The following is a 15,178-nucleotide window of genomic DNA, read 5'->3' as shown; positions in this document are numbered from 1 at the left end:
ACGGCCCGATCAAGCCAGATCAGCGGGCAAAAGCTCCGCTGGAATGTTCTGATAACAAACCGGACGCAAGAAACGGCGGATTGCCATCGTCCCCACCGAGGTCGCCCCAAAGTTGGTGGAGGCAGGATATGGTCCGCCATGAACCATGCTGTCACACACTTCCACGCCGGTTGGAAAACCGTTGGCCAAAACCCGACCCGCTTTGCGTTCCAAAACCGGTAGCAATGCACCAGCCGCCGCATGGTCTTCAGCGTCCAGATGCAGCGTACAGGTCAATTGGCCGTCCAGTGATTTTGCCAATTCCAGCACTTCAGCTTGATCAGAAGCGACAACCACAACGCCCAGCGGTCCAAAGACCTCATGACCAATGCTTTCGTCTTCCAGCCACTTCTTAGCGGTCGTTTCAAACAGAAACGGTGTGCCCTTGCGCGGTGCGGTTTCGGTCGCCAACAGCGTTTCAACGTTGGTGTTCTGAGACAAGCGCGCTTGTCCGTTGTCATAAGCAGACGCAATGCCTGCTGTCAGCATGGTCTGACCGTCGACTTGGCCCAAGGCCTCTACCGTCGCATCGACAAACGCACGCGCTTCTGGACTATCGATCACAATCGCAACGCCAGGGTTGGTGCAGAACTGCCCCGCGCCCATGGTCAAGGAAGCCGCCCAAGCCTGACCCAATGCAGCTCCGCGAGACGCGACTGCGTTTGGCATCATGAACATCGGATTCACAGAACCAAGCTCGCCAAAGAATGGGATCGGCTCGGGACGTGCCGCGCAAAGATCAAACAACGCACGCCCACCGCGAAGGGACCCGGTAAAGCCAACGGCCTTGATCAGTGGATGCTGCACCAGTGCCGCGCCCACGGGCAGGTCGCCCCCTTGGACTTGGCTAAAGACACCCGGGTGCAGATCGCAAGCTTTGATCGCGACATCAATGGCTTGGGCAATCACGTCAGACACACCGGGATGCGCGAAGTGACCGCGCACTACAACCGGACAACCGGCAGCCAAGGCGGACGCGGTGTCGCCACCAGCCGTTGAGAACGCCAATGGAAAGTTGGATGCACCAAACACGGCCACAGGCCCAATCGGGCGCTGAATCATACGCAGGTCAGGACGGGGCAAAGGCGCACGATCTGGCAGCGCCGCATCAAAACGGCGATCCAGATAATCGCCTTTCAAGATATGGTCTGCGAACAAGCGCAACTGGCCAGTGGTACGACCACGCTCGCCTTCTAAACGCGCTTCTGGCAAGCCCGTTTCTTTGGTGCCAATCGCGGTGAGATCCGCACCGCGCGCTTCAATCTCGTCGGCGATACGATTGAGAAACGCCGCCCGCTCCTCAGCAGTCGTCTGGCTATAGGACCAAAATGCATCCTCGGCCGCCTCGACCGCCTTATTCACCAGCGCAACGGTGCCGGAAGAGAAGCTATCCGCCTCCCGAGTAACCGGTTCGTTCGTAAATGTCCCTTCGCCGACCAACCATTGGCCGGCAATCAAATGTTTGCCTGTCAGCATATCAATGTCCTCTTAGAGCCCGATCAGGGTCCTGTGTGGGTCTTACCAGTTGGTGAAAGAGCCATCCTCGCGATGGAGAATGGGCAGGTGCTCGTGGCTAAACGGGTAATTGTCTAAGGCTTCGGTGTTCAATTCGACCCCAAGACCCGGTTTACCCGCGCAAGACAGCCAGCCATCTTCCCAAACTTGATCTGTTGAAACCAGATCAGGAATAGACTCGCCCGGCCGTTTTGGCAGCTCCTGCACCAATACATTTGGGCTGCTTAAATTCAGATGCAAGCAGGCCGCGCTGGAAATCGGTCCGATCGGGTTATGAACCGCAAGATCGATCATGTGGGTTTCACACATGGCTGCGATTTTTTTGGACTCGGTGATGCCGCCCGCGATGCAAAGATCCACGCGAATGTAGTCTACCAAATTGCCTTCAATCAGATTGCGGAACTGCCACTTGTTGGCGAGTTGTTCCCCGGCGGCCAACGGCACTGCCGTCTGCTTGCGCAGCAGCGCATAGCCTTCGGTAAATTCGCTCCGCAAAGCGCATTCTACAAACATCGGGCGGTATTCTTCCACAGCCCGACAGAACCGTGCTGCCTCAGCTGGAGTAAGCTTTGTATGCGCATCAAAAGCCAGTTCGATATCAGGGCCCAGAGCTTCCCGCAGCAGGCGATATTCTTCGATGGCTTTATCCACCGCCCAGCGCCCACGCATGACCATATCGTCTTTATACGTCGGCTCCCAACGTATGGCCTTCCAACCATCAGCAACCGCCTTTTTGGCCGCTTCCAGTGTCTCCTCAGGGGTTTGGCCACCGATATGGCAGTAGGTCAGCACCTTGTCTCGTGTCTTGCCACCCAGCAGCTCATAAACCGGCACATTCAGGGCTTTGCCTTTGATATCGTAAAGCGCAATATCAATCGCCGCGATGGCGCTGGACAGAACCTGACCAGACGGATGAAAGCCCGAGCGCCACAGAGTTTGCCAGTGATGCTCGATCTGGAACGGATCTTGACCAACCAACAAATCCTTCAGATCTCGGATCATACCTTCAACGGCATATTCACGGCTGGTTAGACCGCTTTCACCGATACCGTAGATGCCCTCATCGGTTTCGACGACAACAAGCAACAGCGTGCGCCATTCTTTCAGGAGATAGGTTTTGATATCGGTAATTTTCACAGAAGCTCTCCGGTTTCTGGATCGCGTCCCAGCACGCTGGCCCAAGTGTGTTTTGGTTCCCAGCCCAATTCCCGCTTGGCTTTATCGCTGTTCAAAAACGCCACGCGGCGCGGCAGATCGGGGTCTACTTTCAGACCTGGCCAGACCTGATCAAGAATGTCCTGGGTCGAGATATTCATAATGTTGTCGTCAGCCGCGATCGTGTAGACATTCGCGCCGCTCAGATCAGTTTCCAGGCTCAAACGCACCGCTTCCGCGCTGTCTTCGGAATGGATGTAACCCCAGGTGTTAAAGCGCCGAGAGTTCACGTCTTCCCAATAGCCAGGGATCGACTGGAAGTTCTGCGGATGATCAGGATCATCATAAAGAACGTTTGACAGGCGCAGGCCTACAAATGTCATGCGGTAAAGTTCAGCAAACATCTCTGCGATGTCTTCGCTCGCCGCTTTGGAGATCGCATAGGCTGTCTGCGGGGTGCCAGGCGCGTCCTCGTAGGCAGGCACGCTCAGTGGGGCGTTCTTTTCAAATGGGAAGCCAAAGATCGTTTCCGAAGACGCCCAAACAACGCGTTTAATGCCCAGCTGCATGGCCGCTTGAAAGACATTGAACACACATGTCGTGTTGTTGTTAAAGCGATGCTCGCCTTCCCAATGATCCGCGTCTGGACGCGGGTCACCGGCGAAATGCACAACGGCATCGCACCCTTCCATCGCCGCCAGAGTGGCTTTGTAATCAGTCACTTCGACCTGAATGAAAGGACAATGTTCTTCTTTCGGGGCGTTAATATCGAGGTTGACGCATTCATAGCCATGCTTGACCAAATGCTTGATCACCGCATTACCAGCACCACCGCTGCCGCCTGTTACTGCTACTTTTGTCATCGCTTATGCCCTTTCCACTGCGCCGTTTTCGCGGAACAGGTGAATGTTACCCGCCCGCGGCGTCATAAAGACTTTGTCACCGCGATTGATGGCCACTTCACCCTGCAAGCGCACGGTCACGCTTCCAGCCACTTCGCTGTCGATGTAGGCCACGGTGTCAGAACCCAAATGCTCTGCATAGCGCAGAGTGCCTTCCCACTCGCCCGCATCCGGAGAAACGTCGATATGTTCAGGACGCACACCGACCAGTTTGGACTTGCGCGCAGAGGCAATGCTGCCTTCGATGAGGTTCATTTTCGGAGACCCGATAAAACCAGCGACAAACGGGTTTTCCGGTGCGTTGTATAGATCCATCGGGCGACCCACCTGTTGGATGATGCCAGCCTTCATGATCACGATCTGATCGGCCATGGTCATCGCTTCAACTTGGTCGTGGGTCACATAGACCATCGTCGCACCCAGCTTCGCGTGAAGCTCCGCCAGTTCAACGCGCATCTGGGTCCGCAGCGCGGCATCCAAATTCGACAGCGGTTCGTCAAACAGGAAAACCTTCGGCTTGCGAACAATCGAACGCCCGATCGCGACCCGCTGACGCTGACCACCGGAAAGCTGACGCGGTTTGCGATCCAACAATGGTCCCAGCTGCAGAATGTCGGCCGCTTCGTCGACACGGCGGTCGATTTCGTCCTTCGGAGTTTTGGCCAGCTTCAAACCAAATCCAATGTTCTGGCGGACGGTCATATGCGGGTAAAGCGCGTAGCTTTGGAACACCATTGCGATGCCGCGATCAGATGGTTTGGCGTTGGTTACATCCTCGCCATCGATGTGGATCGAACCATCGGTCACCTCTTCCAGACCCGCAATCATGCGCAGCAATGTGGACTTACCACAGCCTGATGGGCCCACCAGAACGCTGAAGCTCCCATCCGGGATTGTCAGGGACAAATCCGGGATCACCTCGACAGAACCGTAGTTCTTTTTCACGTTGGTCATACGTACTTCGGCCATCGGTTAACCTTTCCTGTTCTCATACGTAAAGCGGTTGAAATCGGCGACATGCGCCTGTCCGCTTGTGTCTTGGGCAGCCATTCCAACGAAGGCCCCCGTAAAGTTTGCTTGATCCCCACGCCCGGCTTCATCCGAGAGCACGGAGGCATCAAGTTTGGGTCCAATCTCTTGCCAATCCGCTGCATCGACGCGCCAACGGAATTGCAGCTCAGCGCCATCCACATCCACGCCCAACTCCAGAGCGCCCGCAGGCAGCGCAACACCCTTACCCGCGGGGAAGGTCAGGCGCGCTTCTGGCCAGTCGCCATCGCAGGACTGAATGGCCAGCCGCGCGGTCCCCTCAAGATCCGCATAGACATAGAGGTAGTGAAATTGGTGGCGGTTATAGTAAGCCACCAACCCAGCCATGGTCTTTGCGTCGCGGGGTGAGAAATCGAGTGCAGTCTCGGCACTGTAGTTCCAACTGGTCTGACGCCGCGCAACGAGCGCTTGCTCAAACCAGCTTCCCACACTTTCGCGACCAATCAGCCTCAAATAGCCGGGACGGTCTGTTAAGCTAAAGATCCGATCCCGTTCGGGGGTGCGCAACCATTGAAAATCGCCATCCAGCGCCTCTTCAAACGCATAGGTTTTGGCATCTTCAAAATAACCATCAGTGGCGACATTCTCTTGCGGATCATCGCAATAGAGCCAGCCATCCTCGCCCCATGCGCACTGGACAATTCCAGTCTCGCGCCCCAGCGGAGATCGCTTCACACCGTCCAGACCCGGCAATGGTCGACCGCATAGGAATGTATGCCAGCCTTGGCCGTCTGTCGTTTCCACAAACTGGCCATGACCGATCCGCTGTAAGGGTGCTTGGGGCGTGTCCTTCGCGGTCAGCACATAACGATCTGGGTGAACTTCATAAGGGCCTTCAATCCGTTCTGCCCTCGCATAGGTCACTGCGTGGTTATAGCCGGTGCCCCCTTCCGCGGTGCAAAGGTAGTAATAGCCATTTGCCTGCAAAAGATGCGGCGCTTCGGTGTAGCCCAGATCAGTGCCTTCAAAGATACGTGTGATTGGTCCAACCAGCTTTTCGGCCTTAGGATCATATTCTTGCAGCACGATCCCAGAAAAAGCGCCGCCAGGATGCGGCCCTGTCTCAGCGCGGTAGTCCCAATCCATATTCACGAACCACTTGCGCCCATCCGCGTCATGAAACAACGACGGATCAAAGCCTGAAGAGTTCATATGGACCGGGTCGCTCCAGGGCCCTTCAATGGAAGGCGCAGTGACCAGGTAGTTATGCGTATCCTTGTAGTTCCCGTCATAGCGTTTGACGTCCGTGTAGATCAGCCAAAACAGCCCATCCGCATAGGACAGACAGGGCGCCCAGACGCCGCAGCTGTCAGGATTGCCACGCATATCAAGCTGCGTTTTGCGATCCAGAGGCCTAGCAACAAGCGACCAGGTCACCATATCGGTGGAGTGGTTGATCTCCACCCCGGGGTACCATTCAAAGGTGGAGGTGGCGATATAGACGTCCTCCCCCACCCGGCAGATCGAAGGATCCGGGTGAAATCCGGGTAGGATCGGATTTCGGATCGCTTGCGTCATCCTTTCACCGCTCCACCTGTCAGACCGGCCACGATGTATTTCTGTGCAGCGAGGAAGAAGACCACTGCAGGGGCCAGGGTTGCCGAAACAAAGGCCAAGGTGCGGTTCCACTCCGCCGCATATTCGCCGCGGAAGTCCATGGCACCCAAAGTCCAAGTGTAACCTTCGCGGTCATTCAGCATGATCAGAGGCAGCAGATAGTTGTTCCAGCTTTGCACGAACACAAACACCGCGATGGTCGCCAGAATTGGCGTGGAGAGCGGCAAGGTGAAGGTGAAGAAGAACCGTGTATAGCTGCACCCATCTACGCGAGCTGCGTCAAACAACTCTGCTGGCATTTCCTTAAAGAAGGTGCGGAAGAACATGATCGAGAATGCCAACCCAAAGGCCACCTGCGGCAGGATCACACCCCAAGAGGTATCCAGCAGGCCCAGATCGCGCACGGTTAGGAACAGAGGCATGATCGCCGCGGCCACTGGGAACATCAGGCCAAGCAACAGGTAGCCAAACAGGAAGCGAGAGCCAAAAAACTGGGTCTGCGCAAAGGCGAAGGCACACATGGAGCCAAGCAGCAGCGTCAGAACAACGGTCATCAAAGAGATGAAAAAGCTGTTGCCCAGATAGACCCAGAATTGGCGGCTGGCGAGGATTTCGCCGTAGAATTCAAAGCGCCAGACCTCTGGGATACCGAATGGGGAGACGCGAAGCTCGCCATTTGTCTTGAACCCGCCCAGCACTGCAGCTGCAATTGGCATGACGATCAGGAAACAGACGGTCAGCAAGACGATGATGCGCAGGGCTTCGGCCCAAGTAAACATGCGGTTCATCTTATTGACCTTTCTGAACGGTGTTGCGGTAGACCAGAGCGAATACGACACCGGTCACGAAGAGGAACACACCGACCGCAGAGCCAAAGCCCACATCCAGACGGATGAACCCGAAGTTATAGAGATAGCTCACCAGCGTATGGGAACTGTTGGACGGACCACCGGCGGTCATTGGCATGACAAGGTCAAACACCTGAAGCGCACCAAGCACCGAGTAGAAAATCGAAACCGTGATCGCTGGCCAGATCAGTGGGATCTTGATGTAGATTGCTTTTTGCCAAGTGGTCGCCCCATCGATTTCAGCGCTTTCGAGCAACTCAGAGCTGATGGATTGCAAGCCAGCGATATAGATCATCATGTGGAAGCCGAAATACTTCCAAACCAATGCGGCGAGAATTGCATAGAAGGCCCATGGTTTTTCCGCCAATGGGAACCAAGCTTCCTCAAGCCCTAGCATCTGACTGAACCATGCGGAGAGGCCATAGTTGCCGTCCAAAGCAAAGGCAAAGATCAGACCGGTTGCCACTTCAGCCAAGATATAAGGCATGAAGAATACCAGGCGGAATATCGTGTTGGCCCGAGAGGTGCGGTAGATCATCAGCGCCAGCATCAAAGCGAGCGGCAGCTGGATCAGCAAAGACACAACAATCACCAGAATCGAGTTCCACACCGCTTGTTGGAACGCAGAATGACCAAACATTCGGTCAAAGTTACGCTCCCCAACCCAACGCCCAAAGGTCGCGTCAGTCGCCTCATTGAAGGCCCACGGAGCGGGTCCATATCCAGACCATTTCCAGGGGGAGAAGAACCCGGCCTGGATCATGGGCAACATGACAAAGACCGTGAAAACTAAGATCGCCGGCGGGACGAAGATTATGATCATGCGCAGACGGTCATCGTGGATCCATTTCTGCCAGAGCGAACCCTGTTGCATGTGGAAGTCTCCTTAACTTGGATTGAGACTGCACGCCCATTGGTGCGAATTTAGTCTTAGTTGGAAAGGGATAATTTGGTGTCCATGCCCCGGAAACGCAGCATGCCGGGACATGGACTGGGAGGAAGCTTTATTGGAATTCGCGAGTTTCTTCGAGAAGTTCCGCTGCCGCTTCTGGTGTGATGTCACCGGTCGCCATCTGCGCCGACACGTCGTTGATCGCACCGCCAAGGGAGCTGCCAAAGAACTGGTCTAGGAACAGTTGGTGATAGGTGGATGCGCCGCCGATGGCCGCGAACTGCTTGAGGATGGTGTCTTCGACCAGACCACCCGCAGATGGAACAGTTGGGATATAGACCCCTTCGCTGGCCGCACGTTTTTGTGCTTCAACGCCCATGAAGACTTTCAGGAAGTCGATCGCTTCTGGTTCAGCTTTTGCGGTCAGAACAAAGCCGGATGCGCCACCAAGCGTATCTGTTACAGCACCTTTGCCGCCTTCAACCATTGGGAATGGGATCACGCCCATCTGGTCGTTGGTCAGGCCACCATTGGACGCCGCGCCACGGCTTGCGCCGAGATCCCAGTCACCCATCAGGTGGAACAGGCTTTCACCGTCGCCCCAAAGACCGGTCGCGCCGTCATATTTTACGCCCATGAAACCATTCTGGAATGGCTCCATTTCAATGAAACGCACGTATTCTTCGCCGGCACGAACCCAGTCAGCATTGTTAAAGCCGCCGTTTTCGCCTGCCGCAGAAGCGGTCATGCCGTCTTGGCCCATGATGCGCATCGCGAGGAAAGAATAGAAGAAGTGCAGAGGCCATTTGTCTTGGCCACCGACCACAAACGGGGTCACGCCACCGTCTTTGGCGACTTTAACCATAGCCAACAGATCATCCCAAGTCGCGATAGTCGTTGGGTCGACACCCAGCTGTGCTGCGAGGTCTTTGTTATACCAGATTGCAACGTTCTGAGATGCTTCCGGCGCACCATAAAACTTGCCATTGTGAGACAGTGCAGCCATGCCACCTGGGGACAGGTCCTGCTGCCATGCCGCAACCACATCATCTGGAAGCGCTTGCAGGAAGCCTTGCTCTGCCTGCTCATAAAACACACCGCCGGACCAGCTAAAGAACATGTCAGGTGCTGACGCGGATTGTAGCAGGGTTGGCAGCTTCTGCTTGAAGGACTCGTCCTCCATATATTCAACGGTCACCGTCACGCCGGGGTTATTGGCGTTGAAGTCCGCGACCACATCATCATACAGCCCCTTCCATGGGGTGCTGTCACGGTTGATCGAAAGTACGGTGATTTCTGTTTCAGCAATAACCGGCGTCGCCGCCATCGCTGCGGCCAATCCAGCCGCAATTAGTCCCTGTTTCATGAAAGCATCCTCCATCTGTTTTCACGCAGTATTCTATGGGGATTCGCATTGATTGCGGCCCCTAGATATTATCTGTAGACTTTCTAGGTATGATCTGTAAAGTGAAAATCCACAATTCTTGGCAAAGGAATTTCTGGGTGGAGCCAACACGTATTCAGATTTCAGACAGCGACGCCGTCGCGTGCGTCGAAAAAACTGTTAGCGATAACGTACTTACGCCGAAATTGCTGTTAGACTGTTCTTGCTTCTTGGGCGAAGGCATTCAATGGAATGCGGATCGCGCGCGTCTGTACTGGACCGACATCTTTCGAAGATCCCTTTGGTCTTGCGATGAAAACGGAGATGATGCGACTCGCCAAGACCTTCCAACAGACCTCTGCGCCTTTGCTTTTGCGGATAATGGTTTGATTCTCGCAGCCTTCACAGACGGGCTTTATTGGTTCGACGAACAGACTGGGAAACGCACGTTAATAAAGGCTTACGATCCTAATCGTACCAACACCCGTATGAATGACGGCGGGCTGGACCGTCAGGGGCGCTTTATTGTCGGCGGCATGGACGAAAACGGCATGAGCCCGATCACGCCGGTCTGGAGCGCGTCTCCCTCTGGCATCAAAATGTTGATCAAAGACATCGGCTGCTCAAATTCTACCGCCTTTTCACCGGACGGGACGACAATGTATTTTGCGGATTCAGCGCGACCCGAAATTCTGCAATTCGACTATGATCCAGAAACAGGTATCGCGCAAAACAAGCGTCTCTTTGCTAAACTGCGCGATGGCAGCGGCATTCCGGATGGTTCAACAGTGGATGCCGAAGGAGGCCTATGGAACGCACAATTCGGTGGTTCCTGCGTGCAAAGGTATTTGCCCGACGGCACCCCAGACATTCATGTCGCCCTACCCGTTTCCAACCCCGCCTGCTGCTGCATTGGCGGTAAATCCATGAACCGACTTTTCATCTCGACGGCGACAGCAAACATGTCTGGCGCTGAACTGGCGGCTCAACCTGGCGCAGGCGGGATCTATGCAACTAACATTCCAGTGCAGGGCTTGACCCAAGGCATTTACAAGACGTGAGGACCCAAATTGTGGCATCTTTTTTAACTGAAACAGAATTGGCGGGCACATGGTTGGGACGCGTCTGGCGATCAGACATTGGCGGGCCATGCGTTGTGACGGTTCGCGGCACGGACGTCGTTGACATCACATCAAAGACCGCCCCCACCGTTCGCGACATTTGCGAGATGGAGAACCCATCCGCCTATGTGCAACGAGCCGAAGGTCGGGTGATTGGTTCGCTAGATGAAATCGCGGCCGCCAAACCTGGCGCTTCCGATCAAACCCACTTCCTTTCCCCCTGCGACCTACAAGCGGTAAAAGCATGTGGCGTGACGTTCGCCAAATCCATGGTCGAACGTGTCATAGAGGAACGCGCGGCCGGTGACCCGGCCTTGGCGCAATCGATCAGAGAGAAAATCGGCGCAGCCATCGGCGGCAGTTTGGAGAACATTAACCCGGGGTCGGACGAGGCCGAGCGGCTAAAACAGGCTCTGATCAAAGAGGGCTTTTGGTCTCAATACTTGGAAGTGGGCATCGGGCCTGACGCAGAGGTCTTCTCCAAAGCGCAGGTCTTGTCTTCCGTTGGCACGGGTGCCGACATTGGGTTGCATCCGATTTCCAACTGGAACAACCCCGAACCTGAAGTGGTACTTGCGGTTTCGTCCACCGGTCGCATTCTAGGCGCTACGCTTGGCAACGATGTGAATCTGCGTGATGTAGAGGGGCGCTCTGCATTGCTGCTGTCTAAAGCAAAAGACAACAACGCCTCTGCTGCAATTGGTCCGATGATCCGACTGTTTGATGAAACCTTCAGCATGGATGACGTGCGCAAGGCCGAATTGACACTCAACGTGACAGGCGAAGACGGTTTTGTGCTCGAAGGTCATTCTTCTATGAGCGAAATCAGTCGAGATCCAGAAAACCTGGTCAAACAAACCATCGGCGCGCATCATCAGTATCCTGATGGGTTTATGCTTTATCTCGGAACCCTATTCGCGCCGACTGAGGACCGCGATGTGCCCTCTGAGGGTTTCACCCATAAGCTGGGCGACAAGGTTACGATATCAGCACCGGGACTGGGCAAATTGCAGAATACGGTGCGCCTGTCTACGGAATGCGCACCATGGACGTTTGGCGCGAGCCATTTGATGCGCAATCTAGCAAAGCGCGGGCTGCTTTAAAGCAGCCCCAATGGCGTTCCGTGCCGCGATACATGCGCACAACATACGCCATCCCAAACCAAAGCAGCGCTGTGCATTGGCCCGTTATGCCTGTTGCGCAAATTGCGCTATTTAATCTCTTGGTTCTTGGCGTCTCACGGAATGAACAACTGGCACAATTTACAAAGGCCCGCCACACGGTAGCGGACCCTTGGGTGTTAACGGTTGGACCTAAAGCACCTGACTCAGAAACTCTTTGGTCCGCGGATCACTTGCTTTGTCAAAGAACTCTTCCGGCGCACCATGTTCCACAATTACACCTTTGTCGGTGAAATAGATGTGGTCAGCCACTTCTCGGGCAAAGCCCATTTCGTGGGTCACTAGGATGCAAGTCATGCCTTCGGCCGCTAGATCTTTGATCGTGACCAGAACTTCTTTTACCGTTTCCGGATCCAGCGCAGCTGTCACCTCGTCAAAGAGCATCACATCCGGGCGCATCGCCAAGGAACGTGCAATCGCAACCCGTTGCTGTTGACCGCCAGATAGCTCACCGGGGTAAGAGTTCTCTTTCCCTTCCAAACGCACCTTTTTGATCAGAGCGCGTGCACGTTTTTCGACGTCTGCTTTCGGTTCTTTCAGAACCTTTAGCGGGGCCATCATCACGTTTTGCAGCGCGGTCTTATGTGGGAACAGGTTGTACTGTTGGAACACCATCCCGACCTTTTTGCGCAGCTCCAGCTTGTCCAGCTCTTCGTCGTGCACTTCGCGGCCTTCAACGGTGATAGAGCCACCTTGAATGTCGTTGAGTGCATTGATGCAGCGGATGAGGGTTGATTTACCGGACCCAGAAGGACCAATGATACAGATCACCTCGCCCTTCATGATGTCTATGCTGACGCCTTTGAGAACCTCAAGAGACCCAAAAGATTTCTTCACGTCCTTGATGGAAACGATAGGTTTGTCTTCAGACCATGACATAGGTTGGTCTCCTTAAGATTTGACCGCAAAGCGGTTTTCGAGGCGGCGGGTCAATCCACTGATCGGGAAGCAGTAAATAAAGAACCAGCACAGCACATAGAGGTACATTGGGATCAGAAGATCGACGCGGTTTTCCGATGCCAAAGCCGCGCGGGCAAAGGACATGATTTCATCCACACCGACGATGGAAACGAGCGGAGTTGCCATGGTCAAAACCGCATAGAGGTTCATCCAAGGTGGCAGCAGACGTTTCACCGTCTGTGGCAGAATGACCATGCGCATGGTCTGACCACGGGAAAAACCCAGCGAGTCCGCGCTTTCCCATTGGCCCGACGGCAGGGATTGGATTGCTCCGCGCATGTATTCAGACATGTAAGCCATAACAGGCAATGACAAACCAATGACCGCTTTGAGCCAACCCGGGAATGGGATGGTCGTGCCAAAGACCTCAATCTCAAACGGGATCAAGAGGATGCAATAAAACAGCAAAACCAACCAAGGCGAATTCCGAAAGAACTGGGTCACAAGCCAAGCCACGCGACGGATGATGCCATTGGGCGAGACCTGTAGAATGCCAAGACACACGCCCAAGACTGTGCCAATTGCCATTGATAGGATCGAGATCAGGACGTTAAAGCCAAAGCCCTTCGCCAAAAGCGGCGTCCATTTCCAAAGCAAAGCGATGGTGCCAAGTTGAGCGCCACTTGCCGCTTGCGCATAGGATGCCGCGCCAAGGCTGATCAAGAAAGCTGCCAGAACAAACAAACCCATTTTAGTGCTCAGGAAACTTTGCACCATGGTGCCAACACCTACCGGCGCAGCATGAGATTTCATCGGCAGCAGGACAGGCATGTAGCCGGGGCGCTGTTCGGGGTTTTGTGGAAGTTTCAATGGAAGGTACATAATTAGCCTCCAAATCCGGGGATGCGCAGCGCTTTTTCCCAACGGTGCAGGATCCAAACCAGGATTGCCACAAGGCCAACGTAGCTCAGCAACAAAACGTTCATCATTTCACGCACGTTGAGCTGGTCGGACCAGATTTGCGCGGAAACATAAAGCAGCTCTGGAACCGCCAGCGCATAGGCGAGCGTCGTCGTTTTCACGAGGTTCACAAGGTTTGTGCCCAAAGAAGGCAGCGAAATGCGGATCGCCAGCGGCAGAACAATGTAGATATATGTCTGCAAGCGGGTGAACCCCATCGCATAAGAGGCTTCAATGGTGGAATTTGGCACCGCCTCGATACCCGAGCGGAAAATCTCAGTGTTCATCGCGCCAGCAAACAATGAGAAGGAAATCACGGCCCAACCAAAGTTAGACACCAATGGTTGCGCAAGACCGGTGTCGCTCTCGATCCGCAGAACAGTGCCCAAGGCAAAGAAGAAGAAATACAGCTGCACAAGTGGAGGCGTATTGCGGAAGAAGGTCACGAACCCGCCAACCAATGCGCGAATTATCCGAAGCGGAGAGCCTTGCGCCCAAGCGCCAATCGCGCCCACAAGCAAAGAGAAGAAGATTGACAGAACGGAAAGCTGAACCGTTAGCCATAGGCCGTCAAGAAACTGGCCTCGGTCCCAGGAATCGTAACCGATGGTCACGTTGATCCCATGGACATCATAGAGCATTTCAAAGAACGCTTCGACACTGGTCACTTGAAACACCTCCTAAAGTTAAGTGGGTGAAGAGGCAGTACCCCTTCACCCGGTTACACTTTGGTCTTTAGAAACGCGGCGCTTATTGCTGCGCGTTGTGCTGCTCAACCAAGAACGGGCTGTTGGCGATTCCGTTTGCCATGTTGCGGGCGATCAAGAAGCCAGACTTGTGCCAATCCGCAACGATCTCGCGCATGGTTTCACCGAATGGGGCATCCAGATCCTCCAGCGGAACTGCGATCGCCCAGACGGATGGGTTTTCGGTTTCCATTGGCATCTCGTAGCCGTCCCACTGTGGGTTGGAAGACAGCTGGGATTCGATCCAAGTGTTGTCATAGAGGAATGCAACACATGCGCCGTTTTGAAGGGCCGCGGTTGCTTCTGGAACACCTGCAAAGGCAGCGATTTCAGCATTGTAGCCTTGTGCAGCTGGTTTGTTGTAATATGCGCCTTGAACCGCACATACTTTTTGACCATCCAGATCAGCCCACTCATTCAATGTGCCTGCTGGCGCGATCACGTTTGCACCACCCGCGTAGTAGTTGGGCTCGATCATACCAACAACTTTGCGGCGCTTGTCGTTGTCACCCATGGTTGCGATGATCAGGTCGATCTGACCCTGCTGCAGGAATTCCATGCGGTTGGACGCAACAACTGGTACCAGTTCCACCTCAACGCCTAGACGCGCTGCAGCATCTTTCGCCAGATCGATTTCCAGACCAACCAAGTTGCCATCTGAATCAAGGTAACCCCATGGGGCATAGTCTTGCTTAACGCCAACAACCAGTTTGCCAGCTTCTTTGATATCTGCCAGCTTGTCAGCGGACGCAGCGCCGGACAGTGCGACGATCGCCGCTGTTGTCATTGCGAGAAATTTTTTCATTGTGACCTCCCAGTCAAAAAAATTCGGTGGAGGGAGGTTGTGCGAAATTTTGTTACTCTTACAGATTGTTTAATTTCACCGTCTCAGAGTAACTTTTTTGTAAGGCGCAAGGGTTCAAAGCTG

Annotated in this window: 14 protein-coding genes; 2 read left to right on the top strand and 12 right to left on the bottom strand. The window is 54.5% G+C overall.

Features of this window, described 5'->3' with window-relative positions; all coding sequences use genetic code 11:
* Positions 1-9: 9 nt before the first annotated feature.
* The 8 genes from TA5113_RS01030 to TA5113_RS00995 form a co-directional block, all read right to left on the bottom strand.
* Positions 10-1,515, bottom strand: a complete 1,506-nt coding sequence (locus tag TA5113_RS01030; protein ID WP_058313814.1) for an aldehyde dehydrogenase (NADP(+)) — start codon at positions 1,513-1,515, stop codon at positions 10-12.
* Between the two features lie 42 nt (positions 1,516-1,557).
* Entirely contained in the window at positions 1,558-2,691 is a 1,134-nt protein-coding gene (gene dgoD, locus TA5113_RS01025; protein ID WP_058313815.1) for a galactonate dehydratase, read from the bottom strand.
* On the bottom strand, positions 2,688-3,572 hold the full coding sequence (locus TA5113_RS01020) for an NAD-dependent epimerase/dehydratase family protein (RefSeq protein WP_058313816.1): 885 nt from the start codon (positions 3,570-3,572) through the stop codon (positions 2,688-2,690). Before TA5113_RS01020 ends, dgoD begins: the two co-directional genes overlap by 4 nt.
* A gap of 3 nt (positions 3,573-3,575) precedes the next feature.
* Complete coding sequence (locus tag TA5113_RS01015) at positions 3,576-4,580, bottom strand: ABC transporter ATP-binding protein (protein ID WP_058313817.1); 1,005 nt, start codon at positions 4,578-4,580, stop codon at positions 3,576-3,578.
* Positions 4,581-4,583: 3 nt separating this feature from the next.
* Positions 4,584-6,179: a glycoside hydrolase family 43 protein gene (locus TA5113_RS01010; RefSeq protein WP_058313818.1), complete on the bottom strand. Its 1,596-nt coding sequence runs from the start codon at positions 6,177-6,179 to the stop codon at positions 4,584-4,586.
* Positions 6,176-7,006, bottom strand: coding sequence for a carbohydrate ABC transporter permease (locus tag TA5113_RS01005; RefSeq protein ID WP_058313819.1), 831 nt, complete (start codon positions 7,004-7,006; stop codon positions 6,176-6,178). Before TA5113_RS01005 ends, TA5113_RS01010 begins: the two co-directional genes overlap by 4 nt.
* 1 nt (position 7,007) lies before the next feature.
* On the bottom strand, positions 7,008-7,940 hold the full coding sequence (locus TA5113_RS01000) for a carbohydrate ABC transporter permease (protein WP_058313820.1): 933 nt from the start codon (positions 7,938-7,940) through the stop codon (positions 7,008-7,010).
* 130 nt (positions 7,941-8,070) lie between these two features.
* Positions 8,071-9,324 carry an ABC transporter substrate-binding protein gene (locus tag TA5113_RS00995; protein WP_058316578.1) on the bottom strand — a complete coding sequence of 418 codons (1,254 nt, stop codon included), beginning with the start codon at positions 9,322-9,324 and terminating at the stop codon, positions 8,071-8,073.
* Positions 9,325-9,461: 137 nt separating this feature from the next.
* On the opposite strand from TA5113_RS00995, the gene TA5113_RS00990 reads away from it, so the two are divergent.
* Both TA5113_RS00990 and TA5113_RS00985 read left to right on the top strand, forming a co-directional pair.
* Positions 9,462-10,403 carry an SMP-30/gluconolactonase/LRE family protein gene (locus tag TA5113_RS00990; RefSeq protein ID WP_058316577.1) on the top strand — a complete coding sequence of 314 codons (942 nt, stop codon included), beginning with the start codon at positions 9,462-9,464 and terminating at the stop codon, positions 10,401-10,403.
* 11 nt (positions 10,404-10,414) lie between these two features.
* Entirely contained in the window at positions 10,415-11,566 is a 1,152-nt protein-coding gene (locus TA5113_RS00985) for a fumarylacetoacetate hydrolase family protein (protein ID WP_058313823.1), read from the top strand.
* A 210-nt stretch (positions 11,567-11,776) separates the two neighbouring features.
* On the opposite strand, the gene TA5113_RS00980 is transcribed toward TA5113_RS00985, so the two are convergent.
* The 4 genes from TA5113_RS00980 to TA5113_RS00965 form a co-directional block, all read right to left on the bottom strand.
* On the bottom strand, positions 11,777-12,523 hold the full coding sequence (locus TA5113_RS00980; RefSeq protein WP_058313824.1) for an amino acid ABC transporter ATP-binding protein: 747 nt from the start codon (positions 12,521-12,523) through the stop codon (positions 11,777-11,779).
* Positions 12,524-12,535: 12 nt separating this feature from the next.
* Positions 12,536-13,426: an amino acid ABC transporter permease gene (locus TA5113_RS00975; RefSeq protein WP_245627109.1), complete on the bottom strand. Its 891-nt coding sequence runs from the start codon at positions 13,424-13,426 to the stop codon at positions 12,536-12,538.
* Positions 13,427-13,428: 2 nt separating this feature from the next.
* Positions 13,429-14,172, bottom strand: a complete 744-nt coding sequence (locus tag TA5113_RS00970; RefSeq protein ID WP_106387447.1) for an amino acid ABC transporter permease — start codon at positions 14,170-14,172, stop codon at positions 13,429-13,431.
* A gap of 82 nt (positions 14,173-14,254) precedes the next feature.
* Positions 14,255-15,055, bottom strand: a complete 801-nt coding sequence (locus TA5113_RS00965; protein WP_058313825.1) for a transporter substrate-binding domain-containing protein — start codon at positions 15,053-15,055, stop codon at positions 14,255-14,257.
* Positions 15,056-15,178 lie beyond the last annotated feature (123 nt).

Source organism: Cognatishimia activa, assembly GCF_001458335.1.
GTDB classification, from domain to species: Bacteria; Pseudomonadota; Alphaproteobacteria; order Rhodobacterales; family Rhodobacteraceae; genus Cognatishimia; species Cognatishimia activa.
This window is presented reverse-complemented; position numbering and strand designations above follow the sequence as displayed.